The organism is Ruegeria sp. AB6, from assembly GCF_056542685.1.
The window spans coordinates 127,036-152,132 of record NZ_JBQGAD010000001.1 but is presented as its reverse complement, the minus strand read 5'-3'; the positions used below and the strand labels follow the sequence as shown (position 1 = coordinate 152,132).

Below are 25,097 nucleotides of genomic sequence, written 5' to 3'. Positions count from 1 at the left end.
AAAGTTAGGCCTCGGGTTTCGACCCGAGGTTTTTTTGTTTCTTAGGGCTGCTTCACTGCACGAGCCAGAGCGCAGAAGGCTTCCAACGGGATCTGTTCGGCCCTTTCGGTGGGTTCTATGCCAGCAGCGCGCAACCTGTCTTCGATATCGGGAGCGACGCCTTTCAACGAGGCGCGCAGCATTTTGCGCCGCTGGTTGAAGGCTGCCGCGACAACGCGGGACAGGGTGGCTGCATCTGCCGGAAAACGAGGCTCGGGCAGGGCGGTCAGGTGGACCACCGCGCTGGAAACTTTTGGGGGCGGCGTAAAGGCGCCCGGCGGCAGGGACATGGCGATCCTTGCCTCGGCCCGCCATTGAGCAAGGATGGCAAGGCGGCCATAGGCTTTGCTGCCGGGTTGGGCGACGATCCGCTCGGCTACTTCGCGTTGGAACATAAGGGTGAGGCTTTGCCAGAACGGGGGCCATTCTGGCGGGGTCAGCCAGCGCACCAGTAATTCTGTGCCCACATTGTAGGGCAGGTTCGCGGCAATGCGGATGGGGGGCGTCAGGTGGGCGAGCGGATTGATTTCAAGCGCATCGCCGTTAATGACCTCAAGCCGGCCCGGATAGGCGGTTGCGATCTCGTTGAGAGCGGCGATGCAGCGGGTGTCTTTTTCGACGGCGACGACTTTACGGGCGCCTTCGGACAGAAGCCCACGGGTCAGGCCGCCGGGACCGGGGCCGATTTCCAGCACGTCACATGTAGTCAGATCACCGGCCTGACGGGCGATCTTGGCAGTTAGGTTCAGATCCAGCAGAAAATTCTGGCCCAGAGATTTGCGGGCCGAAAGCTGGTGTGCAGCGATGACTTCGCGCAGTGGGGGAAGGGTGTCGATGGCGCTCATGATCCGGTTACCGTGGCGCGGGTTGAGGCGGTGCGCCAGTTTTTTTGCCTCCGGCGGGGATATTTTCAGCCAGGTGAAGGGTCAAGTGCTTTGCGCCATGCGTTGAGCGAGCTTCAGGGCCTCGATCAGGCTGGAGGGGTTGGCGATGCCTTGCCCGGCGATGTCCATGGCGGTGCCGTGGTCGGGTGAGGTGCGGATGAAGGGTAGTCCCAGTGTCACGTTCACGCCGCGGTCGAAGTCCAGCGTCTTGATCGGGATCAGCGCTTGGTCGTGATACATCGCGATAGCTGCGTCATAGCGGGTGCGGGCGGCGGCGTGAAACATGGTGTCGGCCGGGTGGGGGCCGGTGACCGTGTAGTCATAGGTAGGCAGCCTTTCGATCAGGGGGCCGATCCAGTCCAGTTCCTCTTGTCCCATTTTGCCGCCTTCGCCTGCGTGAGGGTTGAGGCCCGCGATGGCGATGCGAGGGTTCGGGATACCGAATTGGGTGCGTAGGCCATGCGCGGTGATCTCGATCGTGTCTTGCAGGAGGTCAGGGGTCAGTTCCGCCGGGACGCGGGACAGCGGAATGTGGATCGTTGCGGGCACCACACGAAGCTGGTCGCTGGCCAGCATCATCACCACCCGTTTGCAACCAGAAAGCGCCGCCAGAAACTCGGTATGGCCGGGATAGGCGAAACCGGCGCCGTCGATCAGTGCCTTTTTGTGGATCGGTGCCGTACACAGCGCGGAGGCCGCACCGGATTGGACCAGGGATACGCCAAACTCGATTGCATCAATGACACCTGGCGCGTTGGCGGAGGCAGGGCGGCCGGGAAGAGCGGATTCGGGAAAGTCGAGCTGTAGGACGGGCAGGGCCGTGGTGCTAAGTTTCATTGCCTCGGCCGGATCCGAAATTTTTGCGGTCGGGGTCCCGCCCGGCAAATGCGCTGCGTCTCCGATGAAGAAGAACGGGCAGGTGTCGCGCAGCTCGGCCCAAGCTTTTGCTGCGATTTCCGGGCCGATACCGGCCGGATCACCGCAGCTTAGCGCGATAGGGGCTGTCATTGCTCGACGATCGTGGCGTCGGCGCGCAGCTGCTCCAGAAGGCTTTCGGAAAAGGCTTGCAGGCGCTGCTGCGTCAGGGCGTTGGCGACGTCTGCCCGCGATGTTTCTTCTCCACGGTCCAGTGTGCGCGTGCACAGCATCAGGAAGCGCAGTGTCTGACCATTGTTGCTGGTCAGGGTGGTGGATACCTCGTTGAGGTCCAGCTTGGCCAGTTCCAGCGCTATATCGCGCGGAATCTCGGCTGGTGCGGCCTCAATCCGTTCCAGAACTTCTGGGGGCTGATCCTGTGCGATACCGTAGAGATCGTCGCAGGTATCGACCTCTTCACGCAATTCGGCTGCGCGCGCGAGGGTTGCCGGGCTGCGTCCGCCTGGCAGATTGTAGATTGCGTAATCGACCTTGGAGTACTGTGGCGCGGCTGTTGCGCTTTCCCGGATGCCCCGCATCTGAAACAGTGCGACGGCGTTGGACAGGGATATGGGTTGGGTGATGTCACCGGTCTTCAACCCAAGAATAACCGGCTGCAAAGCGGGCGGAAGCTCGGTCAGGTTCAACCAGTCCAATTGACCGCCATTGGTGCGGGTGCCAGCGGCCGAATATTGCGTTGCCGCCGCTGAAAAGGCATCGAACCCTTCAACCAGAGCGATTTCGTCGGCCAACAATTGCACTTGCGGCAGAGTCTGCGGTGTCACGGGGATGATGATTTCGGAGAGCAAAACCTGAAGGCCGCCGCTGCCCGATTGGCCCAGGGCACGGTTAATCTCATCCTCGGTCGGGCGCGCTTGCGAGATAAACCGGGCGCTGATGAAATCACGCCACGAGAGTTGGTCGGCGATAAAATCACGTACGGTTTCACGTGATACCCCGGCATCAGCAAGGAGTTGCAGGAATTCATCGCTGGAAAGCTGGCCGCGTGCTGCGAACTCGTCAATGCCCAATTGAACGGCCTCGGGGTTGGCCGAGATTCCGGCCTGACGCATGACCTGTCGGCGTAGGCGGTCATCAATAAGGGCCTGGCGGACTTCTTCGTCTGATGCGCCTGGCGCGCCCAGAACGGTCAGGAATTGCTGGCGTTGATCCAGTTCGTACCAGGTGACGATATCCTGATTGACCTTGATTGCAGGCGAGAACAGGCTTTGGGCCTGTGTTTGCGGAGCGACGAAAGCAAGGACAAGCGCGGTCAAAACCGGAGCAACCGGTTTAAGCCAACCGGAACGAAGGAAACTTGAGAAACCTGGAATCAACTGCATCTTCTCTTGAACTGTTGGCCACTGCCTTCAACGGAATATCCCGTCAAAGCTACGGTAAAGCCGAATTCTGTCGAAGGCTCAATACTTGATGACGAAGTAAAGCGCCTGCTGACACTCATGTTAACTTGTACGCATTCGTTGCGGTAGGTGACGCCAAGCCCGTATCGGATCGGCTCGGATTCACTAATATCATATCGGGCGAGGGCCTGGGTCAGCCAGTTTTGGTCGATTGTATAGCGCCCGTCCAAACGTATTTCCGATATCTCGTCGTCGATATTTTCATCCGGGTCGGGTTCTTGCCAGACGTAACTTCCTACGATCCCAACGGTTTCCCTTTGCCAGGCCGCGCGCATCTCGGCCTTGGCGAAGCTGAAATCGCCGTTCAACAGACCGCGCCCCGCGAGGGACCAACCATTGGCGGTTTGCAGCTGCCCGGCCAGCAACAGATCGGACGAGGTTCCCTGCAAGCCCGAGGTCAGGTTGAACTCGGGGTCTGCATCTGCGCGATAGACCTGCCCGACTGTAACCAACGCACGGCGACCATTGCCCGCATATCGGGACCAGTTGAGCCCGAATACGCCCGTGACCCCATCCTCGCGCCTGTCGGGTGCGGGAAAGCGCGACAGGGACAAAAGGTTCCCTTGGTCGAATTCCTGAAAGGTGCTTTCATCCAGCGGCACATCATTGGTCGAAACCTGGGTCCAACCGACCTGCGCAATCGGCTCCAGCACCTGTGTTGCCCCGCTTTGTTCGCGGCGTGCCATCGGATAGCGCAGGGTCAGCGCGGCGCGCGGCGTGGTGCGCGTCACCTGATCGGGAAAATTGCTGTCATGGCGAATGTTGAATGTGTCCACAGACGCACCCAGTTGCGCGTCGGCACGCAGCCCGGATGCAAAAGTCCAGCTGCGAAGCCATTCCGCATCGAATGTCGCCCGTGCGACGTCGCGGCCCAGCACGTCTTCGTCGCTGGTGCGCTCATGCGCGTGAGTCTCGACGCCTAGCCGTACTTCGCCTCCGACCGATTTGGGAAACAGGCGTTTCTCGTAGAACAGATCGAAGATGCGCGATGGGATTTCATCCTGATCTTCACTGTCGCGCAGGGTTTTGAAGTGGATAAAGCTGGTGCGGAATGCGGTATCGCGCTCGTACCGTTCCAATGCAATTTCACTGCGCAGGCGGTCGAATTCGGGCAGGCCATAATCGGCCAGATACGCGTCGTCCGACGTAGTTTGCAGGTTGAAACTGAGCAGATATCCGTCGTTAAGCCCAAAATATCCGTTTGCAAATAAGAACCCGCGATCCTCACCGGGTTCCAGGTCGTCACGTGTATACGCGCCATCAATTTCGATCCGCCCCCGCTTGAACGCTTGCCGATAACGGTAGCCCAGCGTTTTGGTTTCTGGCGAGATATAAGGCGTTAGCGTCAGATCCCGGTGATCACCCAACTTGAAGAAATAGGGAACCTGAACTCCGGTCCCAAGCTGCGATGTGGTGCGGATCGACGGCACCAGAAACCCCGTGGCGCGGTCCAGCGTCGGATCGGGAAGGCGCAGATAAGGGAAGTAAAAGACAGGCAGGTCCAGAATCCTGAACTGTGCGCCTTCGAAGTATAGTTGCCGCTCCAGCTGGTCATGCGTGACTTTCCGCGCCCGGATTTGCCAAAGAGGCGGCCTGCCGTCCGAACAGATATGACAGGATGTGGCCGAGACCTTGTCGAACTGCGTATACCGTCCGCCCGCGCGTTTGGCCTGAACGGATGCAATCTGCACCTGCTGTTCGAACACCATCCGCGCACCTATCAGCAGGCCGTTTTGGATGCCGCTGTCCAACGTGGCCGAATCCGCCAGAATCGTGGTTGTCCCGGCCTGATCAATGCGCACGGGGCCTTCCAGATTCAGCTCGCCGGTGTCGCGGTTATACGTGATCCGGTTGGCGGTGACTTTGGCGTCGCCCTGAAACGCCTCGACATTGCCCTCAGCCACCAGAACGCGGTCGGGGGTGATAAAGATCTTGTCGGCCACCAGCAACGCCGGTTCATCCTGTTGCGCCTGATCCTGCGTTGGGGCGGCCGTAGGCTGTACTTGCGCTGTCGCAACTACTGGCAGTGTGAGCGCGACGGCACCAGACAACAATAAACGCGCGAAAAGACGCATCAGCCGTCCTCCGCGTGTAAAAGGAGGCCGAGCGACAAAAGAATGGCTGCAAATGGCGGAGCCCAGGCCGCGACGAAGATAGGCAATTGTCCGTTTTCTCCCAGAATTTGGGCAAAGTTTCTTACGAAGTAGATTGCGAATCCCAGCAGAACCGCCGACAGTACCGCGATCCCGGTGCCTCCGAACCTTACATGGCGCATGGTGAAGGCGGCCCCGATCAGGACCATTGCTACCAGAAAGAAGGGCCGGGCAAGCTGAACTTGCAGCCAGACCTCATATTGTTTGGTCGAAAACCCCGCTTCACCCAAATCGCGGATCAGTTCTGGCAGGTCATAGACCGACACGGATCCCTGATCGCCCAATGTATCCAGAATACGCTGACGGGTGAGCGAGGTCGGAATCTCCAGCCTTTCATGCTCGGCCGCGTTTGTTTCGGGATTGACGCCGTGTATCAACGGCCAGACCTTGGCGTTGCTTAGGATCCAATTCCCGTCCTTCAGCTCAGCCGCATCTGCCTGGATCTGCTGGTTCGGGGTTCCATCAGGCGAAAAGGTGATGATTGTCACCTCGTTCAGAACCAAAGTATTTCCATTCGCGGTACCCCGCGCGTGGATCACAGACTGTCCATTGCGCGAGCCCTGACGCAGCCACAGGCCTTCGCTGCTGATCGAAAAGGCCGAACTTCCGTTATTGCGATAGCTGTCGGACAGGCGTTGATACTCCTCAGACGTGGCAGCTGCGATGGGGTTCAAAAGGGCGACCGCTCCGGCGCCGATGATCAGTGCCAGCGTCGCCGGGGCCAGTAGCGCCCGAATGCCTGATCGGCCCGTGGCACGGGTTACCACCAGTTCCGAACTGCGGGCCAGACCGACAAACAACGCGATGGTCGACAGGATCATCAAAAGGGGCAGCATCTCGCTGATAGCAGCGGGGGTATTCAGAAGGGTCAGATGCAGCAAACGCCCGAAGGACAGGTCTTCGTCGTCAAAGCGGCGGACCTGTTCAATCAGGTCGATCAGAATCAGCAAGGTCAGGAAAATCGCGCCGATGACCAGAAAGCTCTGCATAAAGCGGCGGGCGAAATACCGGTCGAGGATCATCGTGCGCCTCCTACCGGACCTTTGTTTACGGGTGGCGTAAGGCCAGAATCACCGCAGGCCGCGCCCTTGTGCGACGGCATATGCCTGCCCTGTCTTGCCACTGCTCTCTCCCACCAATCTGCTGGAATTTTTTCGCGACTGTACTGCAAATGCCCGTCGGGGAAAACTGCTATCTGGTCAAGCCGGGCGGCGCGGGCTAGGTCTTGGGGAACAGATTTTCAGGAGTTCGCAATGAGCAGTCTTATCCCGATCCAGTTTCAGTCTTTCGACACCGACGCAATGGCGCAGGCCGAGGGGCGCGTGGCGATCATCATCACGGACGATGGTAAGATGGGCCCGGCGGCACGGCGCGCCAATCGTCTGACCCGTGGCGCCGTCGCACGGCTGGTGGAAAGCGAACGCTTCGGCAAGGTGAAAACCGGTGACGTTATCACGCTGGCCTGGCCCGGCGGCATGGTGGCCGAGGCGCTGGACATCCTGATCCTGCCCCGCCGCCCGGACCCGGCCGAGGCACGCAAGGGTGGTGTTGCGCTGGCCAAACTGGCAGGTGGCAAAGCGCTTTTGGTCATGGCGGCGAACCAGATCAGGACCGAAGAACTGGCCCTTGGTATCGCCCTGCGCAGCTATGATTTCGATGCGCATAAGACAAAGGAGGCCGACGCGGCCGCTCCGGTCACGATCGCGCATCAAAAACCTGATGAGGTCGAGGCGGCATTTGCGCCGCTCTATGCCATTGCCGACGGCGTGCGGATGACGCGTGACTTGACCAATGAGCCTGCAAACGTTCTGACCACCACCGAATTCGCCGACCGTTTGGTCGAGATGCAGGAACTGGGCCTTGAGGTCGAGGTTCTGGAAGAGGACAAGCTCGAAGAGCTGGGCATGCGCACATTGCTGAGCGTCGGCCAGGGTTCGGTCAGCCCTTCGAAGGTTGTGGTGATGCAGTGGAGCGGTGGCGACAAGGGCGATGCTCCGCTGGCGCTGGTGGGCAAAGGCGTTGTGTTCGATACCGGCGGGATTTCGTTGAAACCTGCGGGTGGCATGGAAGACATGACCATGGATATGGGCGGCGCAGGCGTTGTCGCGGGCACCATGCGGGCGCTGGCCAAGCGCAAGGCCAAGGCCAATGTGGTCGGCCTTGTTGGGCTGGTCGAGAACATGCCCTCGGGCAATGCCACGCGTCCCGGCGATGTGGTCAAGTCCATGAAGGGCGATACAGTCGAGATCATCAACACCGATGCCGAGGGCCGTTTGGTTCTGTGCGACGTGATGTGGTATGCGCAGGAACGCTTCAGCCCCGTGGGCATGGTCGATCTGGCGACCCTGACCGGCGCGATCATTATCGGTCTGGGGCATGAGAATGCGGGTGTCTTCTCGAACAATGACACGTTCTGCGATGCCTTCCTGAAATCCGCCAAGGCCGAGGATGAGGGCGCGTGGCGCATGCCGCTTGGCCCGAAATATGACGAGATGCTGAAGTCGCGCATCGCGGATATAAAAAACGTGGGCGGACGGCCTGCGGGCTCAATCACGGCGGCGCAGTTCCTGCAGCGTTTTGTGAAAGAGGAAACGCCGTGGATTCACCTGGATATCGCTGGTGTGGCGTCGGTCGCGTCCGAGACGTCTTACGCGCCCAAAGGGGCGACGGGATGGGGCGTGCGGGCGCTGAGCCGTTTCGTGCAGGACAATTTCGAGTAATCGGATGGGGGCCGTCTACTTCTACCACCTGACCCAGCGCCCGCTGGAGCAGACTCTGCCCGTGTTGTTGGACAAGGCCCGGCAGGCCGGGTGGCGGATTGCCGTGCGGGGCACTGATCCCGCACGGATGGACTGGCTGGATGAAAAACTGTGGCTGGGGCCTGAGGATGGGTTCCTGCCGCATGGTCTTGCGGGAGGTCCGCATGACGCGGATCAGCCCATCTTGCTGACCACCGGCCCGCAGGCTGGCAACGATCCGGCTTGTGTGATGGCCGTGGACGGTGCCGCCGTTGCTTCGGATGAAGTGAACGCGTTGGAGCGGGTGTGCATCCTGTTCGATGGCAATGATGAACAGGCGGTGCAGCACGCGCGGGGGCAGTGGAAAGCCCTGACTGACGCAGGCTGTTCGGCGCAATACTGGTCCGAGGCTTCGGGTCGATGGGAAAAGAAGGCCGAGGCTTAGGCCCTGCCGTACAGATTTCAGGAGAGTGATAAATGGAAATGAAGCCTTTGGGCCGCACCGGCATCATGGTGACCGATCTATGTCTTGGGACCATGACATTCGGAACCCAGACATCCGAGGCGGACGCCCACATTCAGATGGATATGGCGTTGGAGGCCGGGATCAATTTCGTCGACGCAGCCGAGATGTATCCGGTTAACCCGATCTCGGCCGAAACGGTGGGGCGCACCGAAGAGATCTTGGGGAACTGGAACGCGGCAAACCCGTCGCGCCGCAGTGACTATGTGCTGGCGACCAAACATTCAGGAGCAGGGTTTACGCATGCGCGGAATGGGGCTCCAATCTCTGCCCAAACCATTCCAGAGGCGGTCGAGGGATCCCTGCGGCGGTTGAAGACGGACTGCATCGACCTTTACCAATTTCACTGGCCAAACCGGGGCAGCTACATGTTCCGCCAGAATTGGACCTTTGCGCCGGCAGGTGACAACACCGACGAAGTGCTGGCCAACATGCAGGAGTGTCTGGAGGCGCTGCAGGTGCAGGTGAACAAGGGCAATATCCGCGCCTTTGGCCTGTCCAACGAAAGCGCTTGGGGCACCGCGCAATGGTTGCGCTTGGCTGAGGCAGGGGCGGGGCCACGGGTGGCTTCGGTTCAGAATGAGTATTCACTGCTTTGTCGGCATTTCGATACCGATATGGCCGAGTTGAGCGTGCATGAGGATGTGGGATTGATGGCGTTCTCACCTTTGGCTGCGGGGTTCCTGACTGGTAAGTATCAGGGCGGTGCGGTGCCCGACGGATCGCGCATGTCGATCAATGCCGAGATGGGTGGGCGCAAGTCAGATCGTGTGTTTGACGCGGTTGCGGCCTATCTTGATATTGCAGATCGGCATGGGCTGGACCCGGTCCAGATGTCGCTAGCATGGTGCCAGAAACGGAAGTTCATGTTGTCGGCAATATTCGGGGCCACGACGGTCGAGCAACTGGAACGTATCCTTGCGGGTAAGGATCTTGAGTTGTCCTCGGAAGTTTTGAGCGAGATCACCTTGGCCCATCGCGCCTTTCCGATGCCGTACTAGGTTTCGCGGTGGGTCGGGGGCTCTGCCCCCGCTGCCCTTTACGGGCGTCTCCCCCGGGATATTTTTGGCCAGATGAAAGCGGATCCGGTCAGTGATGGGTGGGGTGCGCGCGTTCTTGTCTTAGGTCACGGGCCGACAGTCCGTGGGCCGTGCGGAAGGCGCGGGCGAAGCTTGATTGCGAGGCAAAGCCTGTGGCCAGTGCTACGTCCATCAGCGGCATGTCAGTATCTGTGACCAGACGGCGGGCCTCGGCCAGGCGCAGTTGCAGGTAGTGGTCTTGCGGCGTGGTGTTCAGGCGCAGGCGGAATTGCTGTTGCAGGGTGCGGGGGCTGGTACCCAGTGTCTCGGCTATGTTGGTAAGCGGCAGGGGGTCATCCAGCGCGGATTGCATCAGGCTGTTGGCTTTGGCCGTCAGCGCTGTGTGGCGGTGTGGGGCACCGGTGCGGCTTTGCGGTTTGCTGGGGTCGGGCGCGCCGTCATAGAGGAATAGGCCCGAGACGCGTGCGGCGAAGCCTGCGCCGTGGCGGGCGGCGATGATATGCAGCATCATTTCGACCGCTGGGATTGCGCCGCCTGAGGTGAGGCGGTTTTGCGAGACAGCGAACCGGTCGGGGCGGACGTCGACTTCGGGGAAACGGGCTGCGAAATTATCCATATCTTCCCAATGGGTTGTTGCGGCGTGGCCGTCCAGCAGGCCTGCTTCGGCCAGTAGCCAGGGGCCTCCGTCGATGCCTGCCATTGTGGCGCCGGTGTTTGCGATCCGGCGTAGTCCAGCCAACAGACTGGGGGTTGCGTGGCGCGCCAGTTGGAAGCCTGCGACCACGATCATCAGGTCGCAGCTTTGCAGGCGCGCCAGCGGGATACCCGGTACGGTCAGTGCGCTGGTCAGCATCGCGGGCTCAGGCGTGGCAGTGACATAATCCCAGTCAAAGGCGGGGCGATCGGCCAGACGGTTGGCTGCGCGCATGGGGTCTACAGCGGATGCAAAACTAAGCGTGTTGCAGTCGTCCAGCACCAGCACAGCCGTTTTCAGGGCGCGATGTTCGGGTTGGAGGATGTTTTTTGCGGATTTCATCAAGTTCGATTCGCATTCTGGCAAGTGTTTCCACAAGGCTGCGTCAGAGTCGCAGGCAACGCAAATCGATTGCCGGGGAGAAGTCTGGGGAAAACTCAGGGCAAAACCGGGTATAAGCTGGGGAGAACGCCATGCCTTTGGAAACGAACCGCGAAGTATTTGTCACCTGTGCCGTGACCGGCTCGGGCGGAACGCAGGATCGCAGCCCGCATGTACCGCGCTCGCCGCAGCAGATTGCCGACAGCGCGATTGCGGCGGCCAAAGCAGGGGCGGCGGTCGTGCATTGCCATGTGCGCGACCCCGAGACCGGCGCACCCAGCCGACGGCTGGACCTTTATCGCGAGGTGACAGACCGGATTCGCGATGCGGATGTCGATGTGGTGCTGAACCTGACGGCCGGGATGGGTGGGGATATCGTGTTCGGCGGCGTCGAGAGCCCGTTTCCGGTGGCTGAGGGCACCGACATGATCGGCGCCTCCGAGCGCGTCGCACATATCGCGGAATGTCTGCCTGAGATTTGCACGCTGGACTGCGGCACCATGAACTTTGCCGAGGCGGATTACGTCATGACCAACACCCCAGGCGCGCTGCGGGCGATGGGGCAGATGATGACGGATATGGGTGTGAAGCCCGAGATTGAGGCTTTTGACACCGGTCATTTGTGGTTCGCCAAACAGTTGGTGAAAGAGGGAATTCTGGAGCCGAACGCTCTGGTTCAGCTGTGTATGGGCGTGCCGTGGGGCGCGCCGGATGATCTGAATACGTTCATGGCCATGGTGAACAATGTGCCCGACGACTGGACGTTCAGTGCGTTTTCGTTGGGGCGGAACCAGATGGCTTATGTGGCGGCCTCGGTGCTGGCAGGCGGCAACGTGCGGGTTGGGTTGGAGGACAATCTGTGGCTGGACAAGGGTGTTCTGGCCGAGAACTGGCAGTTGGTCGAGCGTGCGGGGACCATTATCGAGAATATGGGCGCGAAGGTCATTGGGCCTGCTGAGGTGCGCGAGAAGCTGGGTTTGACCAAGCGTGCGCCGGCGGCGAAATAAGCGCGGATTGGGGGCCTGCCCCCAAACCCCCGGGATATTTTTGGCCAGATGAAGAGGCGGATCGACGTGAAAACAGCGGCAATCATTGGTGGTGGTGTGATCGGCGGCGGTTGGGCCGCGCGGTTTTTGCTGAACGGGTGGGATGTTCGGGTTTTTGACCCTGATCCTGAAGCTGAGCGCAAGATTGGGGAGGTTCTAGACAATGCGCGGCGTTCGTTGCCGGGGCTGAGTGATGTTCCGTTGCCACCCGAGGGTTCTCTGACTTTCCATGAAGATATGGCCGAGGCTGTGCAGGGCGCGGAGTGGATTCAGGAAAGTGTGCCCGAGCGGTTGGATCTTAAGTTGAAGGTTTACAAGGGGTTGCAGGAGGCGTGTGATCCGGGCGCGATCATTGGCTCGTCGACCAGCGGGTTCAAACCTTCGGAATTGCAGGAGGGTGCGTTACGGCCCGAACAGATCGTTGTGACGCATCCGTTCAACCCGGTGTACTTGCTGCCACTGATCGAACTTGTACCGACGGACAAGAACCCGTCCGAATTGGTCGAACGCGCGCAGGGCCTGCTGAAAGCCGTGGGGTTCTTCCCTCTGCACATCAAGAAAGAAATCGACGCGCATATTGCTGACCGTTTCCTTGAGGCGGTCTGGCGCGAGGCGCTGTGGCTGGTCAAGGATGGTATCGCAACCACCGAAGAGGTGGACGAGGCGATCCGTATGGGGTTCGGCATCCGCTGGGCGCAGATGGGCCTGTTCGAGACCTACCGCGTGGCCGGAGGCGAGGCCGGGATGCGGCACTTTATGGCTCAGTTTGGGCCAGCGCTGAAATGGCCCTGGACCAAGCTGATGGATGTGCCCGAGTTCACCGATGAGTTGGTCGATCTGATAGCTGATCAGTCGGATGCGCAATCGGGGATGCATTCCATCCGTGAACTGGAGCGCATCCGCGACAATAACCTCGTGGGCATGATGCGCGCGCTCAAGGCGCAAAACTATGGCGCGGGGGCGGTACTGAACCAGCATGATGCGATGCTGAAACCCGGTGCGTTGCCTACGATCGATCAGGCTGATCTCAGCCAACCGATCCTGACCCTGTCGCGCGCCGTGCCGCTGGATTGGACCGACTATAACGGCCACATGAATGAGGCGCGCTATCTGGAAGCCTTCGCTGCCGCCACCGATCGGTTCATGGAGGTTATTGGCTGCGACGCGGACTATATCGCCTCGGGCGGCAGCTACTTCACCGCTGAAAACCACATCCGCTATGTGGATGAGGTCCATGCAGGCGCAAAGATACAGGTGCGCACGCAGATGCTGTTGGGGCAGGGCAAGAAACTGCACGTTTTCCACAGTATGTATGAGGGCGACAAACTGCTGGCCACGGGTGAAAGCTTTCTGCTGCATGTCAGTCTGGACACCCGCCGTCCAAGTGCTCCGTCGCCACAGATCGAGGCGGCCATGGCCCGCATTGCCGAGGCGCAGGCCGGGTTGCCTTATCCCGAAGGCGCGGGGGCGGCGATCCGTAAACCTGCATGAGCGGGCGGGTTCTGATCACGGCCGGGGCCTCGGGCGTCGGCCGGGCCATGGCCGAGGCGTTCGACGCCGTTGGGGCGCAGGTCTGGGTCGCCGATCTGGATGCGGAGGCGTTAAGCGCGTGCCCAGAGCATTGGAAACGGTCGCAGGTGGATGTGGTGGATGAGGCTTCGGTTGCTGCCTTGTTCGCCGAGATTGCGGCGCAATGGGGCGGGCTGGATACGCTATGCGCCAATGCCGGGATCGCCGGACCGACGGCGCTGGTCGAGGATGTGGCGCTTGACGAATGGCGTGCCTGTCTGGCGGTCAACCTTGAGGGGGCGTTTTTATGCGCGAAATACGCTGCGCCGATCCTCAAGCGTCAGGGCAGTGGGGCGATCATCATCACCTCGTCTACGGCCGGGCAATACGGATATCCCAATCGCGCGCCCTATGCGGCGGCGAAATGGGGTGTCATCGGGCTGGCCAAAACGCTTGCGATGGAGCTTGGCCCCCACGGCGTGCGTTGCAACACGATCTGCCCCGGCGCGGTCGAAGGCCCCCGGATGGAGGGCGTTCTGGCCCGCGAGGCCAACGCCAAAGGCATGACCCGTGATCAGGTGTATAACGGCTATGCCGCAGGTACCTCGATGGGACGGTTTGTCGAGGGGCGCGACATTGCCGATATGGCCGTGTTTCTGGCGTCAGACGCGGCGCGGCTGGTTTCTGGGCAAGTGATCGCGGTGGACGGGCATACCGTCAACCCCGACCCCAAGATTTAGCCCTGATTGGGACCACGAATCTGGCGGATGGTCTGGCGGACCGCCTGCCAATCCTGTGCCTGTTGCATATTCCCGGCGGCCTCGCATTCACGCATCTTCTGCGCGGCTTCAGCCTCGGCTCTGTCTCCGTGGGCGGAATATAAGGCCCGTGCGTATTGGGCGGTTTGCATTGCGTCCATTCCTGTGCTCCTCCGTTCATAATCGGAATGCGAAAGGGTTCGCGCCCAGTGACGTTAGCACAGGATTGAGTTCAACGCATACTGTCGCGTAGCGCGCGCAGATGGCCGGGAAAATCCCGCGCGGTGACGTCGGCCTCGCGGACCAGAGTGTCAAAATGGCGGGTGAACGTTTCGATCCGGTCACGGTCGCGGAACGCCATATAGTGGCTGCCCGCATAGAACACGCAGAGCAAGGGGCCAAAGATCGTGACTGGTGCCGAATAAAGCCTTTTTGCATCAAACAGATAGACGCGCAGGCGCGGGTAGAGTTGGTCGCACAGAGCAAGTAGATGGTCGATCTGATCCTGACGTGTTTGCAGATCCAGCCCTCGGTAATATCCCGTTGCGCTTGCGAAGCTTTCGATTTCAAACAAAGGCATGGCAATTTCGTAGTCCGACTGCGCTCTGCGCATCCAGGTCAACCGGTCCTCAGATGCGCCGATGGCCTGATCTGCCGTCCGCCCCAGATGCGGTGCATACTCCCATTCCAGCACGGCGCGGGTCTTTAACATGTCCGGCAAAGTCGCTGGAACATAACGGATTTTGTATCCGGCGGCCTCTTGATGCCATTCGAATATCCGCTCATCCACCAACGCGCGGGCGGCCTCAGTCACAGTTAGCGCACCCGCCAAAAGTTCAGCCGCGCTTTCGGGTCGGTCCGAGAGCGACAGGAGCCAATCCGCCGAAACTCCCAGCGCTGACGCGCAGCCACCAACCACATGCGCATTCGGCAAACGAGCGCCATCGCCGGTCAGAAGTTGCGACACGGTCGAGCGATCTACGCCGATGTTTCGCGCCAGAGCACTTTGGCTAACGTGCCGCTCCTCCATCGCGCGGGCAAGGCGGAGGCGGAACTGTGCGGCACGGTCTCGTTTGTCGATATTTTCGGACATGCGTTTGGTTTTATCACAGATGATGAATTTTGTTAATCACATTCAGAATGTTCACCATCTGCGTGATCCGTAATTCTTAAGCCATAACAAAAATATGGGTGACGGAATGGAGACACGACGCAGATCAGTCGTGAAGGCCGTATTGTGGAATGCGATGGGCCTTGTGGTGATGACCGTTGTGGGGTTGGTCGCAACCGGCTCAGCCGCGATCGGGGGCGGTTTGGCTTTGGTCAACACGGCCATCGGCCTGACGCTCTACGTGATTTACGAACGTATATGGGCAGGTATCTCATGGGGCCGCAATGTCTGAGCGTGCAGGGCCTGAATGGGGCACCCTTGCCCTGATCCTTGGGTGCTATGGGGCGTGGTTGGCGATGCTGTTTTATTTGCCGGTTTGGGCCGCTGTGCCATTGGTGGGCGTCGTGGCGGCACTGCATTCTTCGCTGACGCATGAAGCGATCCACGGCCACCCCTTTCGGCAAAAGGCGTTGAATGAGGCGTTGATGGCGTTGCCGTTGACGCTGTTCATTCCGTACCGCCGGTTCCGCGACCAGCATCTGGCACATCATCGGGATGCGACGCTGACCGACCCCTATGACGACCCCGAATCTAACTATCTGGATCCACAGGTCTGGGCAGCTCTGCGCGGTTGGCAGAAACGCTTGCTGGCAGTGAACAATACGTTACTAGGGCGCATCGTGTTGGGTCCGGCCATTGGTCAATTTGTGTTCATACGGAATGAGTTACGGTCCGTTTTGCAACCAGATATCCTGCTTGCCTGGGCATTGCATCTATGCGGAGTTCTGGTGGTGCTGTGGATTGTGTCGCTGTCGCCCATGCCAATCTGGGCCTATGTTCTGGCTGCATATCTGGGGCTAGGCTTGGTGAAGATCCGAACCTTTCTTGAACACCGCGCCCATGATCGTGCTTCGGCTCGTACGGTGATCATCGAAGATCGGGGGCCCTTGGCATTTCTCTTTCTTCACAACAACCTGCACGTGGTTCATCACATGAATCCAGCGGCGCCGTGGTACCGGTTGCCCGCCTTGTACCGCGCAGGGCAAGACACGTACTTGGCGCGGAACGAGGCTTATGTCTATCGCTCTTACGCGCAGGTGTTTCGAGCCCATTTCCTAAAGGCCAAGGATCCGGTGCCGCATCCGCTCTGGCCAAAGGGGTAAATTGCGGCCACAAGGGGCGGTATGAGCCTCTGGATACCCGTCACCATCGCCGCCGCCTCGTTTCAGACCGTGCGGTTTATGCTGCAAAAATCACTGAGCAGCGTGAAATTGTCCGCCGCAGGTGCGACCTTTGCCAGATTTGCCTATTCGATGCCGTTGGCCGTTCTGGCGCTTTGGGCTGCACTGCAACTCAGCGAGTTGTCTTTGCCTTCGATGCCACCCCTGTTCTGGCTGTTCGCGACCATTGGCGGCACAACGCAGATCTTGGCAACCATCTGTGTGGTCGCCTTGTTCAAGCAGCGCAACTTCGCGGTCGGAATCACGTTCAAGAAAACCGAGGTGATCCAGACCGCTATCGTCGGTTTCCTCGTTCTGGGCGACCAGGTTTCAGCCGGAGCGCTAGTCGCCATTCTGATGGGCCTGACCGCAGTTCTGCTGCTGTCGAAAAACCCCGGAGGGGACGGTGCGTGGTGGAAACACCTGACCAATCGCGCGTCACGGCTGGGGCTGGGGTCGGGGATTCTGTTCGCCTTTTCCTCAGTCAGCTACCGGGGCGCATCACTACAGCTTGGCGAGATCGACGCATGGTTCCGCGCGCTGGTGACGCTGGCCGTTGTTGTGACATTCCAATTCGTCAGCATGGGGCTGTGGCTGCTGTGGCGAGACCGCGCCGAACTGCGCGCGGTGTGGGAGACGCGGCGCACCGGTTTCTTCGTAGGCCTCACCAGCCTGAGCGGGTCGTTTTGCTGGTTTTTCGCCTTCACATTGCAGAATGCGGCTTATGTGAAGGCGCTGGGGCAGGTCGAACTGATCCTCAGCCTGTTTGCTTCGATCCTGTTCTTCCGCGAAACCATCACCCGGCGCGAGATCGCCGGGATGGCGTTGCTGGGGGCCTCTATCCTGGCGCTTGTGTTGACGATTTAGGAGGCGTCCGCCTCGGCCAGCGCCGTTACGCCTGCGCGACGTTCGTCAAAGCTCAGCGCGATGAAGCTGGGCAGGTGATCACCCATGCCAACAACCGCCGGACCTGAATCGTTTCGGCGACCACGGCCACGCGGTTCCTTGTCCTTTCGGCGGTCCGAGTCCTTCTTGCGCTCGGGCTTTTTGTCGACCTTTGCCTCGTCGACCGGCTTAATCTTTTTCTCGCGCTTGGGCTTTTCGTCCTTGGGCTCTTCCTTGACCGGGTTGTCGAGCCGGGGAATGTCCTTCTGGATCAGCTTCTCAATCGCATCCAGCGCCTTTTCATCGCGGCCCGAGCAGATCGTGATCGCCTTTCCCTCGCGCCCCGCTCGACCGGTGCGACCGATGCGGTGAACGTAATCCTCGGCATGGCCGGGGACGTCAAAGTTGAACACATGGCTGACCGAGGGGATATCCAACCCCCGTGCGGCCACGTCCGAGGCCACTAGCAGGCGCAGTGAGCCGTCGCGGAATCCGTCCAGGGTTTTCATGCGCTGCGACTGATCCAGATCGCCGTGAATGGCGGCGGCGTTATAGCCGTATTTCTTCAGCGATTTCGCGCAGATATCCACATCCGTCTTGCGGTTACAGAAAATGATCGCGTTGGTGCAGCCTTCACCCTCGGCGTCGATCAGCGCGCGCAGAACCTTGCGCTTGGCGCTGGCCTCGCGGTCGCGACGGCCACCTTTGAACATGACCACGCCCTGTTCGATCGTCTCGGACGCGGTGGCCTGACGGGCAACCTCGATCCGGGCAGGGGCAGACAGGAATGTGTCGGTAATCCGCTCAATCTCGGACGCCATGGTGGCTGAGAAGAACAGCGTCTGGCGGGTGAACGGCGTCAGCGAGAATATGCGCTCGATATCGGGGATGAACCCCATATCCAGCATCCGGTCGGCCTCATCCACCACCATGATCTGAACACCGGTCAGCAGCAGCTTTCCGCGCTCGAAATGATCCAGCAGACGACCCGGCGTGGCGATCAGCACGTCGACGCCCCGATCGATCAGAGCTTCTTGTTCCTTGAAGCTGACACCGCCGATCAACAGAGCTTTGGTCAGTTTCAGGTGCTTGGTGTAGGTGTCGAAGTTCTCAGCCACCTGCGCGGCCAGTTCCCGCGTCGGGCACAGCACCAGCGAGCGCGGCATCCGCGCCCGTGCGCGGCCTCGAGCCAGCAGGGTGATCATCGGTAGCGTGAAGCTGGCGGTTTTGCCGGTACCGGTCTGGGCAATGCCCAGCACATCCTTGCCCTCAAGCGCAGGTGGAATCGCTCCGGCCTGAATCGGGGTGGGGGTTTCGTATCCGGCTTCCTCAATGGCTTTGAGGACCTTCGGGTTCAGGTTCAGTTCGTTAAACTTTGTCATGTATGTCCGGTTTTTGCGGACACTCGACCTGGCCCGCGCGTATGAAGATGTGCCGGGCCCGGATGGCCATGCGCATCCCGCGCATTTCGGCTGAGGCGGGACATAACAAAAACGTTGGGCAGGGTCAAATGAAGAGGGGTTTAGATGTTCGCGGCCCGATACCGCGCAGATTTAATGCAACAATTCAGATGCTTCCGGGGAAATGTTTCGCAAGTTTTCGGTCCAGATCCAGTGGCCGGTGCCGGATCAACCCGTGTTGTTCCAGCCGCGCCCGCACGTCGGGGTGTGCGCCGCTGATCTCATCGAAAAACGCGCTCAAGCCGTCGATACCGTCCTCGGCTTCGATCCAGCTGAGCAGCTCGTTCATATTCATCCCGCCCTCATCCCGCGGGACATTTGGCGTCATGCCGAGTTTATATGATCCACGCTCAAGCCGGAACCGGTAATGCGCCAGCCAGTGGTCCCAATCCGGAGCGTGCCTGTGGCACAGCACAGTCTCAGCAAGTTCCGCTTTGCAGATCAGGCGTTCTCCATGCTGGAACAACCCGTGAATGCGGAAGTTGATGCCTGGCAAACCGGTGCGAGCAAACACCTTGCCTTGCAGGTGACTGAGAAACCCACCCTTCACGAAAGCCCCATAGTTGGGATAGAGCGCCTGCACCGTTGCGGCACGATCAGGCCCGGACGGGATATAGGCTTTGTACAGGTCCTTGGCGTCGGCCACTGCCTCTTCCGGGCGTACGCGGATATAAGGGGTATCCTGCGCGACCTCGGCCAGCAGATCGGCTAACGGGCGGTCGGGCCACAGAAACTCGTCCAGATCAATATGCAGCAACCAGTCTTCGCTGGCCTTTCGGTAAGTGAATGAGGCATTGGCTGTCTGGCGCACCTGATGCTTGTCGGGGCGCTCCCGCTTACGATTGGCCCAGAACCCGTCGTCGCAATTGCGGACCTCAACCTTTGGATGCCGGTTCAGGGCGTTGAAGGCCTTGGGGCAGGGTTCGTCCAGATAGACATGCATCTGATCCACGCCAAGGTCGAGGTGATGGGCCACGAAACGCAGGATGTCCGGGGCCGTCCCCCGTACCGTCGAGACAATACCCCAGGTTGATTTATCACCCATGCGCGGCCCTTTGGCCGGTCACGTCATCATTTCCTTGGTCGCAGTCAGCGTAAGCTCGGGATAGTCCCGCACCACCCGGTCGATATCCCATTGCAGACGTGTCAGGTAGACGATGTCGCCGTCATGATCATGCGCGATGTGCTGCTTGTTGGCGTTGACGAACTTGTCCACCGCCAGCTTGTCACCACTGACCCAGCGGGCGGATGTGAACTGAGACGCCTCGAACCGCACAGGCAGGCCGTATTCCATCTCGATCCGGCTGGCGAGCACTTCGAATTGCAGCGCGCCGACGACACCCACGATAAAGCCCGAACCAATTGAGGGTTTGAACACCTTGGCTGCGCCTTCCTCGGCAAATTGCATGAGTGCCTTTTCCAGGTGCTTGGCCTTCATCGGGTCGCCCGCGCGCACGCCTTGCAGCAATTCCGGCGCGAAGGACGGGATGCCGGTCACGCGCAGCGCCTCACCTTCGGTCAGCGTGTCGCCGATGCGCAGCTGGCCATGGTTGGGGATGCCGATGATGTCACCGGCCCATGCTTCATCCGCTAGTTCGCGATCCGAGGCCAGAAACAGCACCGGGTTCGAGATTGCCATGGGCTTCTTGGACCGCACATGGGTCAGTTTCATGCCGCGTTTGAAATGGCCCGAGGCCATCCGTACAAAGGCCACCCGGTCGCGGTGCTTGGGGTCCATATTGGCCTGAACCTTGAAGACAAAGCCTGCGACCTTCTTTTCATCCGGCGCGATCTGACGTGGTTCGGCCGATTGCACTTGCGGCTGCGGGCCGTAAGCGCCGATGCCCTCCATCAGTTCTTTGACACCGAACGAGTTGATCGCCGAACCGAACCAGATGGGGGTCATATGCCCCTCAAGAACCGCCTGCGGGTCCAGCGCGGGCAGCAATTCACGCGCCATCTCGACCTCTTCCAGCAGTTTCTCAAGCAAGTGCTCGGGAACATGTTCGGCTAGTTTCGGGTCATCCAGACCGTCGATCTGAATGCTCTCGGCTACCTTGTTGCGGTCGGCGCGGTCCATCAGTTCCAGCCGGTCGCGCAGCATGTCATAGCAGCCGATGAAATCGCGACCCACGCCAATCGGCCACGCGGCGGGCGTGACGTCGATGGCCAGCGTTTCCTGAATCTCGTCAATGATCTCGAACGTATCGCGGCTTTCGCGGTCCATCTTGTTACAGAAGGTCAGGATCGGCAGATCGCGCAGGCGGCAAACCTCGAACAGTTTCTGCGTCTGGCTTTCCACACCTTTCGCGCCGTCGATTACCATGACGGCGGCGTCCACGGCAGTCAGAGTGCGATAGGTATCTTCCGAGAAATCGCTGTGGCCGGGCGTGTCCACCAGATTGAACCGGAAGTTCCCATAATCAAACGACATGGCCGAGGCGGAAACCGAGATACCACGATCCTTCTCCATCTGCATGAAATCCGAGCGCGTGCGCCGCGCCTCACCCTTAGCGCGCACCTGACCGGCCATCTGGATCGCGCCGCCATAAAGCAGGAACTTTTCCGTCAGCGTCGTTTTGCCCGCATCAGGGTGCGAGATGATTGCGAAGGTCCGGCGACGGGCGATCTCGGGCGGCAGGGTGGGTTGGTTCGAGGTATCAAGCATAATCGCGCGTATAGGCGGGGAATCTTGCCGAGGCAAGACAAAGGGGGTGGTTCGAATCATACACCTATGGCAATAGGAACATATAGTGAACAAATAGTGGAGAGAGACAATGAATTTGAAAGAGATTGCCGACGAGCTGGTCGCAGGTTGCCGCGAGGACCGCGCCAAGGAAAATCTTGAGAAACTCTATGCTGAGGATGCCGTCTCGGTCGAAGCGCAGGATTTCATGGATATGGGCCGCGAAACCCACGGTCGCGACGCGATCCGGGGCAAACATGAATGGTGGGAAGGCGCGCATGAGGTTTCCGGTGCCTCGGTCAGCGACCCGATGCCCCATGGTGAAGACCGTTTTGCCGTGATCTTCGAGGTTCAGGGTAAGGTAAAAGAGACCGGTGAAGCCTTTGATATGAAAGAAGTTGGTGTCTATCACGTCGCAAATGGCAAGATCGTTCGGGAAGAGTTCTTTTACTGATATTGCTTGAAATCTGGTCTTCTCTGTCTGGCCGGTGCTAGACATGGCAACAATAACAGATGGGGAGGATCAGATGGATCTAGGTATCAAAGGAAAACGCGCGCTGGTCTGTGCCAGCAGCAAGGGTTTGGGTCTGGGCTGTGCCGAAGCTTTGGCCGAGGCCGGTGTCAATCTGGTGATGAACGCCCGCGGAGCCGAGGCGCTTGAGGCCGAAGCCGCGCGCTTGCGGGACACCTATGGCATTGATGTTCAGACGGTGGCCTGTGATGTGACCTCGACCGAGGGGCAGACGCAGGTGATCGAAGCCGCACAGGGTGTTGATATCCTTGTGACAAATGCGGGCGGTCCGCCTCCGGGTATGTGGTCGGATTGGGAGCGTGAAGACTTCATCAAGGCGCTGGATGCCAACATGCTGACACCGATTGCTTTCATGAAGGCATTGTTGCCGGGGATGATGGAAAAGGGCTGGGGGCGTGTGGTCAATATCACTTCGCAATCGGTGCGCGCGCCCATCGCCGTTCTGGGACTGTCGAACGCGGCGCGGACTGGGTTGACCGGCTACGTCGCGGGAACCGCGCGGCAGGTAGCCCCGCAAGGGGTGACAATCAACAATCTGTTGCCGGGTATCCACGCCACTGACCGCGCGGAGTCCCTAGATAGTGCGGTTTCGCTGCAAAAGAACATCTCGATGGAAGACGCCCGTGCAGAGCGCGCCGCCACGATCCCTGCGCGCCGCTATGGCACACGGCAGGAATTTGGGGCCGCCTGCGCCTTTCTGTGTTCGCAGCACGCGGGCTTTATTGTGGGCCAGAACGTCCTCTTGGACGGCGGTGGAACCAACCTGACGATGTAAACGATGGCGCAGAATTTTTCATTAAAAGACCAACTGTTTAACGAAGAAAAGACCCGCTATTTGGCGGGGCTTTTTGCATCGGCGGATGCTGACTTCGATGCAGAGGCGTTCGAGGCGCAGGTCATGTCCCGCCTGCTGGATCTGGAATTGAAAGAGCGCATGGCGTGGATCGCCGAATGCCTGCAACAGGCCATCCCCGGCGCGCTGCCGGACATTGCGCCTAGGCTGTTAAGTGCGCTGCCACCGCCGCTGGACCCGTCAAAGACAGATGATGATTTCGGTGATTTCATCTTCGCGCCTTTGGGTGATTGGGTTGTGGCCGTTGGCCTCGACCATCCGGATCTGGCGCTGGACGTGCTTGATGAACTGACGCAGAGATTCTCGATGGAATGGGCCATTCGCCCGTTCCTGAACGCCCATCAGGACAAGGTGCTGGACAGGATGCAGGCGTGGTGCGCGCATGACAGCTATCATGTTCGGCGCTTGGTCAGCGAAGGCACTCGCCCGCGTTTGCCATGGGGGCAGGCGGTGTGCCTGGAACTGACCGACCCGTTGCCTTTGCTGGATCGCCTGCACAGCGATCCGACGCGATACGTGACGCGGTCGGTGGCGAACCATCTGAACGATATCACCAAGAAAGACCCCGATCTGGTGCTGGACCGTCTGCAGCAATGGCGCGAGGGCGGGCAGGACGCAGATGAGTTGCGCTGGATGACCAGCCACACCCTGCGTGGATTGGTGAAATCCGGACATCCCGGCGCGATGAAGATGCTGGGCTATGATCCTGACGCGGCGATTTCGGCCGATATTCAGGTGCAAGGCGATGCCCGGATCGGGGGTGCGCTGAATTTTGATGTGGCGCTCAGTGGTGCCCGAGACCAGCCCATTCTAGTGGATTATATCATTCACTTTCAACGCCCTGGCGGTAAAACCTCGGCCAAGGTGCACAAATTGAAACAGACCGCGCTGCGGGATGGTGCGCTGACGCTAAGCAAGACCCACAAGCTCAAGGGCAATGCGACCACGTTCAAACTGGTGCCCGGCCCACACCGGCTGGAGGTTCAGGTGAACGGGCAGGTGCGCGCTGCCGTGGATTTCGACCTGCTCGGGTAACGCTTTTGTAAAATCGCACATGTGCGGATTGCGCCACGGCCCTTGCTGCATTAGCTGATCCCCTACCAGACACAGGGGATACCTTCGATGAAGCATGAATCGGTGCAGAACTATTACGGTGACGTCCTTCAAAGTAGCGCGGATTTGCAGACCAATGCCTGCTGCACGCCCGATGACATGCCGGATCATGTAAAGAAAATTCTCTCAAAAATTCATGATGATGTGCTGACGCGTTACTATGGCTGCGGTCTGATTGCACCGCTGGATCTGGAAGGGATGAGCATCCTTGATCTGGGCTGTGGTGCCGGGCGCGACGTTTATGCGCTGTCGGCGATGGTTGGCGAAAATGGCCGCGTGGTCGGCGTGGACATGACGCCCGAACAGTTGGATGTGGCCCGCGCTCATCAAGAATATCACGCGCAAGCGTTCGGCCATGGTGCGTCGAATGTGGAATTCCACCACGGCTATATCGAAAAGCTGGACGAGCTGGACCTTGAGCCCGGTTCCTTCGACATCATCGTTTCGAACTGCGTGATCAATCTGGCCACCGATAAAGAGGCCGTTCTGCGCGGCGCGCACCGTCTGCTGAAAGATGGCGGCGAGATGTATTTCTCGGACGTCTATGCTGACCGCCGCATCCCCGCCGCAATGGCCGAGGATGAGGTTTTGTATGGGGAGTGCCTGTCGGGCGCGCTCTATTGGAATGATTTCCTGTCGATCTCGCGCAAGGCCGGGTTTGCCGATCCGCGCCGGGTGACGCATCGCCCGCTGACCATCGAAAACCCGGTGCTGGAAGAGCGCGTTGCGCCCTTGAGCTTCCTGTCGGCCACGTATCGTCTGTTCAAACTGCCCGAACTGGAACCGGCCTGCGAGGATTACGGCCAGGCGGTGATCTACAAAGGCACGATCCCCCATGCGCCGCATCTGTTCGAACTGGATGACCACCATTCGATCGAAGCAGGCAAGGTCTTCCCGGTCTGTGGCAACACCTGGATGATGCTGAAAGACACGCGATTTGCGCGCCATTTCGAGTTTATCGGCGATTTCTCGACCCATTATGGCATCTTCGAAGGTTGTGGAGGGGAAAGCCCATTCGAAGCCACCAGTGCCAGCACCGGTGAAGCCGTCTCGGGCGGGTGCTGCTGACCGCTTGCGCCTGAACGGCGGGGTTGCTATCCCCGCCTAAGCCCGATGAAATTGATCGGGAAAGGCAA

The 25,097-nt window shown here is 59.9% G+C and carries 24 protein-coding genes; 13 read left to right on the top strand and 11 right to left on the bottom strand.

Annotated features, from left to right (window positions below):
• Positions 1-41: 41 nt before the first annotated feature.
• The 5 genes from rsmA to lptG form a co-directional block, all read right to left on the bottom strand.
• Positions 42-884: a 16S rRNA (adenine(1518)-N(6)/adenine(1519)-N(6))-dimethyltransferase RsmA gene (gene rsmA / locus ACR0DB_RS00730; RefSeq protein WP_480548222.1), complete on the bottom strand. Its 843-nt coding sequence runs from the start codon at positions 882-884 to the stop codon at positions 42-44.
• Between the two features lie 81 nt (positions 885-965).
• Positions 966-1,931 (bottom strand): 4-hydroxythreonine-4-phosphate dehydrogenase PdxA, encoded by a 966-nt coding sequence (gene pdxA, locus ACR0DB_RS00725; RefSeq protein WP_480548220.1) that lies wholly within the window; start codon positions 1,929-1,931, stop codon positions 966-968.
• Positions 1,928-3,115, bottom strand: coding sequence for a peptidylprolyl isomerase (locus ACR0DB_RS00720; RefSeq protein ID WP_480502493.1), 1,188 nt, complete (start codon positions 3,113-3,115; stop codon positions 1,928-1,930). Before ACR0DB_RS00720 ends, pdxA begins: the two co-directional genes overlap by 4 nt.
• 56 nt (positions 3,116-3,171) lie before the next feature.
• The gene (locus ACR0DB_RS00715) at positions 3,172-5,334 is read right to left on the bottom strand and encodes an LPS-assembly protein LptD (protein WP_480548218.1); all 2,163 of its coding nucleotides are present in this window, start codon (positions 5,332-5,334) and stop codon (positions 3,172-3,174) included.
• Positions 5,334-6,434 (bottom strand): LPS export ABC transporter permease LptG, encoded by a 1,101-nt coding sequence (lptG, locus tag ACR0DB_RS00710; protein ID WP_480548216.1) that lies wholly within the window; start codon positions 6,432-6,434, stop codon positions 5,334-5,336. Before lptG ends, ACR0DB_RS00715 begins: the two co-directional genes overlap by 1 nt.
• A 231-nt stretch (positions 6,435-6,665) precedes the next feature.
• Here lptG and ACR0DB_RS00705 point away from each other — a divergent pair, with 231 nt between their 5' ends.
• From ACR0DB_RS00705 to ACR0DB_RS00695, 3 genes are read left to right on the top strand one after another with little or no spacing between them, the layout of a single operon-like run.
• The gene (locus ACR0DB_RS00705) at positions 6,666-8,132 is read left to right on the top strand and encodes a leucyl aminopeptidase (protein ID WP_480548214.1); all 1,467 of its coding nucleotides are present in this window, start codon (positions 6,666-6,668) and stop codon (positions 8,130-8,132) included.
• A 4-nt stretch (positions 8,133-8,136) separates the two neighbouring features.
• A complete protein-coding gene (locus ACR0DB_RS00700) occupies positions 8,137-8,595 on the top strand; it encodes a DNA polymerase III subunit chi (protein ID WP_480548212.1) in 459 nt (152 codons plus the stop codon).
• A gap of 32 nt (positions 8,596-8,627) precedes the next feature.
• Positions 8,628-9,674 (top strand): aldo/keto reductase, encoded by a 1,047-nt coding sequence (locus ACR0DB_RS00695; protein WP_480548210.1) that lies wholly within the window; start codon positions 8,628-8,630, stop codon positions 9,672-9,674.
• A gap of 88 nt (positions 9,675-9,762) precedes the next feature.
• On the opposite strand, the gene ACR0DB_RS00690 is transcribed toward ACR0DB_RS00695, so the two are convergent.
• The gene (locus tag ACR0DB_RS00690; protein WP_480548208.1) at positions 9,763-10,749 is read right to left on the bottom strand and encodes a GlxA family transcriptional regulator; all 987 of its coding nucleotides are present in this window, start codon (positions 10,747-10,749) and stop codon (positions 9,763-9,765) included.
• A gap of 131 nt (positions 10,750-10,880) precedes the next feature.
• Between ACR0DB_RS00690 and bcoG the strand changes: the two genes are divergently transcribed.
• The 3 genes from bcoG to ACR0DB_RS00675 are packed head-to-tail and all read left to right on the top strand — an operon-like array spanning position 10,881 to position 14,083.
• Positions 10,881-11,795: a 3-dehydrocarnitine:acetyl-CoA trimethylamine transferase BcoG gene (bcoG, locus tag ACR0DB_RS00685; protein WP_480548206.1), complete on the top strand. Its 915-nt coding sequence runs from the start codon at positions 10,881-10,883 to the stop codon at positions 11,793-11,795.
• A gap of 48 nt (positions 11,796-11,843) precedes the next feature.
• Entirely contained in the window at positions 11,844-13,325 is a 1,482-nt protein-coding gene (locus ACR0DB_RS00680) for a carnitine 3-dehydrogenase (RefSeq protein ID WP_480548204.1), read from the top strand.
• Positions 13,322-14,083 carry an SDR family oxidoreductase gene (locus tag ACR0DB_RS00675; RefSeq protein WP_480548202.1) on the top strand — a complete coding sequence of 254 codons (762 nt, stop codon included), beginning with the start codon at positions 13,322-13,324 and terminating at the stop codon, positions 14,081-14,083. Before ACR0DB_RS00680 ends, ACR0DB_RS00675 begins: the two co-directional genes overlap by 4 nt.
• On the opposite strand, the gene ACR0DB_RS00670 is transcribed toward ACR0DB_RS00675, so the two are convergent.
• Both ACR0DB_RS00670 and ACR0DB_RS00665 read right to left on the bottom strand, forming a co-directional pair.
• Positions 14,080-14,262 (bottom strand): hypothetical protein, encoded by a 183-nt coding sequence (locus ACR0DB_RS00670; protein WP_170354385.1) that lies wholly within the window; start codon positions 14,260-14,262, stop codon positions 14,080-14,082. The genes ACR0DB_RS00675 and ACR0DB_RS00670 overlap by 4 nt on opposite strands.
• Before the next feature lie 71 nt (positions 14,263-14,333).
• A complete protein-coding gene (locus tag ACR0DB_RS00665) occupies positions 14,334-15,194 on the bottom strand; it encodes a helix-turn-helix domain-containing protein (protein ID WP_480548200.1) in 861 nt (286 codons plus the stop codon).
• A gap of 106 nt (positions 15,195-15,300) precedes the next feature.
• On the opposite strand from ACR0DB_RS00665, the gene ACR0DB_RS00660 reads away from it, so the two are divergent.
• Genes ACR0DB_RS00660 through ACR0DB_RS00650 form a run of 3 tightly spaced genes read left to right on the top strand, consistent with a single transcriptional unit; the run spans position 15,301 to position 17,299 of the window.
• Positions 15,301-15,504 (top strand): DUF2061 domain-containing protein, encoded by a 204-nt coding sequence (locus ACR0DB_RS00660; protein WP_480548198.1) that lies wholly within the window; start codon positions 15,301-15,303, stop codon positions 15,502-15,504.
• Positions 15,497-16,375, top strand: coding sequence for a fatty acid desaturase (locus tag ACR0DB_RS00655; RefSeq protein ID WP_170782522.1), 879 nt, complete (start codon positions 15,497-15,499; stop codon positions 16,373-16,375). The genes ACR0DB_RS00660 and ACR0DB_RS00655 overlap by 8 nt, the downstream gene beginning before the upstream one ends.
• A 21-nt stretch (positions 16,376-16,396) precedes the next feature.
• Positions 16,397-17,299 carry an EamA family transporter gene (locus ACR0DB_RS00650; RefSeq protein ID WP_480548196.1) on the top strand — a complete coding sequence of 301 codons (903 nt, stop codon included), beginning with the start codon at positions 16,397-16,399 and terminating at the stop codon, positions 17,297-17,299.
• Here ACR0DB_RS00650 and ACR0DB_RS00645 read toward each other — a convergent pair.
• From ACR0DB_RS00645 to ACR0DB_RS00635, 3 genes are all read right to left on the bottom strand, one after another.
• On the bottom strand, positions 17,296-18,699 hold the full coding sequence (locus tag ACR0DB_RS00645) for a DEAD/DEAH box helicase (protein WP_170774402.1): 1,404 nt from the start codon (positions 18,697-18,699) through the stop codon (positions 17,296-17,298). The two genes, ACR0DB_RS00650 and ACR0DB_RS00645, sit on opposite strands and share 4 nt — an antisense overlap.
• Positions 18,700-18,883: 184 nt before the next feature.
• On the bottom strand, positions 18,884-19,822 hold the full coding sequence (locus ACR0DB_RS00640; RefSeq protein WP_480548194.1) for a glycosyltransferase family 2 protein: 939 nt from the start codon (positions 19,820-19,822) through the stop codon (positions 18,884-18,886).
• An 18-nt stretch (positions 19,823-19,840) separates the two neighbouring features.
• Positions 19,841-21,445, bottom strand: coding sequence for a peptide chain release factor 3 (locus tag ACR0DB_RS00635; protein WP_480548192.1), 1,605 nt, complete (start codon positions 21,443-21,445; stop codon positions 19,841-19,843).
• Between the two features lie 109 nt (positions 21,446-21,554).
• Here ACR0DB_RS00635 and ACR0DB_RS00630 point away from each other — a divergent pair, with 109 nt between their 5' ends.
• The 4 genes from ACR0DB_RS00630 to ACR0DB_RS00615 all read left to right on the top strand — a co-directional run bounded on the left by ACR0DB_RS00630 (position 21,555) and on the right by ACR0DB_RS00615 (position 25,029).
• On the top strand, positions 21,555-21,917 hold the full coding sequence (locus ACR0DB_RS00630; RefSeq protein ID WP_170774396.1) for a nuclear transport factor 2 family protein: 363 nt from the start codon (positions 21,555-21,557) through the stop codon (positions 21,915-21,917).
• A gap of 73 nt (positions 21,918-21,990) precedes the next feature.
• Entirely contained in the window at positions 21,991-22,770 is a 780-nt protein-coding gene (locus ACR0DB_RS00625) for an SDR family oxidoreductase (protein WP_480549074.1), read from the top strand.
• Positions 22,771-22,773: 3 nt separating this feature from the next.
• Positions 22,774-23,883, top strand: a complete 1,110-nt coding sequence (locus ACR0DB_RS00620; protein ID WP_480548190.1) for a hypothetical protein — start codon at positions 22,774-22,776, stop codon at positions 23,881-23,883.
• Positions 23,884-23,970: 87 nt separating this feature from the next.
• On the top strand, positions 23,971-25,029 hold the full coding sequence (locus ACR0DB_RS00615) for a methyltransferase domain-containing protein (RefSeq protein WP_480548188.1): 1,059 nt from the start codon (positions 23,971-23,973) through the stop codon (positions 25,027-25,029).
• Positions 25,030-25,097: the final 68 nt, after the last annotated feature.

What these genes read in the sequence shown, in the direction of transcription:
- rsmA (WP_480548222.1), bottom strand. Translation starts at nt 884, where the DNA reads ATGAGCGCCATCGACACCCTTCCCCCACTGCGCGAAGTCATCGCTGCA.
- pdxA (WP_480548220.1), bottom strand. Translation starts at nt 1,931, where the DNA reads ATGACAGCCCCTATCGCGCTAAGCTGCGGTGATCCGGCCGGTATCGGC.
- ACR0DB_RS00715 (WP_480548218.1), bottom strand. Translation starts at nt 5,334, where the DNA reads ATGCGTCTTTTCGCGCGTTTATTGTTGTCTGGTGCCGTCGCGCTCACA.
- lptG (WP_480548216.1), bottom strand. Translation starts at nt 6,434, where the DNA reads ATGATCCTCGACCGGTATTTCGCCCGCCGCTTTATGCAGAGCTTTCTG.
- ACR0DB_RS00705 (WP_480548214.1), top strand. Translation starts at nt 6,666, where the DNA reads ATGAGCAGTCTTATCCCGATCCAGTTTCAGTCTTTCGACACCGACGCA.
- ACR0DB_RS00700 (WP_480548212.1), top strand. Translation starts at nt 8,137, where the DNA reads ATGGGGGCCGTCTACTTCTACCACCTGACCCAGCGCCCGCTGGAGCAG.
- ACR0DB_RS00695 (WP_480548210.1), top strand. Translation starts at nt 8,628, where the DNA reads ATGGAAATGAAGCCTTTGGGCCGCACCGGCATCATGGTGACCGATCTA.
- ACR0DB_RS00690 (WP_480548208.1), bottom strand. Translation starts at nt 10,749, where the DNA reads ATGAAATCCGCAAAAAACATCCTCCAACCCGAACATCGCGCCCTGAAA.
- bcoG (WP_480548206.1), top strand. Translation starts at nt 10,881, where the DNA reads ATGCCTTTGGAAACGAACCGCGAAGTATTTGTCACCTGTGCCGTGACC.
- ACR0DB_RS00680 (WP_480548204.1), top strand. Translation starts at nt 11,844, where the DNA reads ATGAAGAGGCGGATCGACGTGAAAACAGCGGCAATCATTGGTGGTGGT.
- ACR0DB_RS00675 (WP_480548202.1), top strand. Translation starts at nt 13,322, where the DNA reads ATGAGCGGGCGGGTTCTGATCACGGCCGGGGCCTCGGGCGTCGGCCGG.
- ACR0DB_RS00670 (WP_170354385.1), bottom strand. Translation starts at nt 14,262, where the DNA reads ATGGACGCAATGCAAACCGCCCAATACGCACGGGCCTTATATTCCGCC.
- ACR0DB_RS00665 (WP_480548200.1), bottom strand. Translation starts at nt 15,194, where the DNA reads ATGTCCGAAAATATCGACAAACGAGACCGTGCCGCACAGTTCCGCCTC.
- ACR0DB_RS00660 (WP_480548198.1), top strand. Translation starts at nt 15,301, where the DNA reads ATGGAGACACGACGCAGATCAGTCGTGAAGGCCGTATTGTGGAATGCG.
- ACR0DB_RS00655 (WP_170782522.1), top strand. Translation starts at nt 15,497, where the DNA reads ATGTCTGAGCGTGCAGGGCCTGAATGGGGCACCCTTGCCCTGATCCTT.
- ACR0DB_RS00650 (WP_480548196.1), top strand. Translation starts at nt 16,397, where the DNA reads ATGAGCCTCTGGATACCCGTCACCATCGCCGCCGCCTCGTTTCAGACC.
- ACR0DB_RS00645 (WP_170774402.1), bottom strand. Translation starts at nt 18,699, where the DNA reads ATGACAAAGTTTAACGAACTGAACCTGAACCCGAAGGTCCTCAAAGCC.
- ACR0DB_RS00640 (WP_480548194.1), bottom strand. Translation starts at nt 19,822, where the DNA reads ATGGGTGATAAATCAACCTGGGGTATTGTCTCGACGGTACGGGGGACG.
- ACR0DB_RS00635 (WP_480548192.1), bottom strand. Translation starts at nt 21,445, where the DNA reads ATGCTTGATACCTCGAACCAACCCACCCTGCCGCCCGAGATCGCCCGT.
- ACR0DB_RS00630 (WP_170774396.1), top strand. Translation starts at nt 21,555, where the DNA reads ATGAATTTGAAAGAGATTGCCGACGAGCTGGTCGCAGGTTGCCGCGAG.
- ACR0DB_RS00625 (WP_480549074.1), top strand. Translation starts at nt 21,991, where the DNA reads ATGGATCTAGGTATCAAAGGAAAACGCGCGCTGGTCTGTGCCAGCAGC.
- ACR0DB_RS00620 (WP_480548190.1), top strand. Translation starts at nt 22,774, where the DNA reads ATGGCGCAGAATTTTTCATTAAAAGACCAACTGTTTAACGAAGAAAAG.
- ACR0DB_RS00615 (WP_480548188.1), top strand. Translation starts at nt 23,971, where the DNA reads ATGAAGCATGAATCGGTGCAGAACTATTACGGTGACGTCCTTCAAAGT.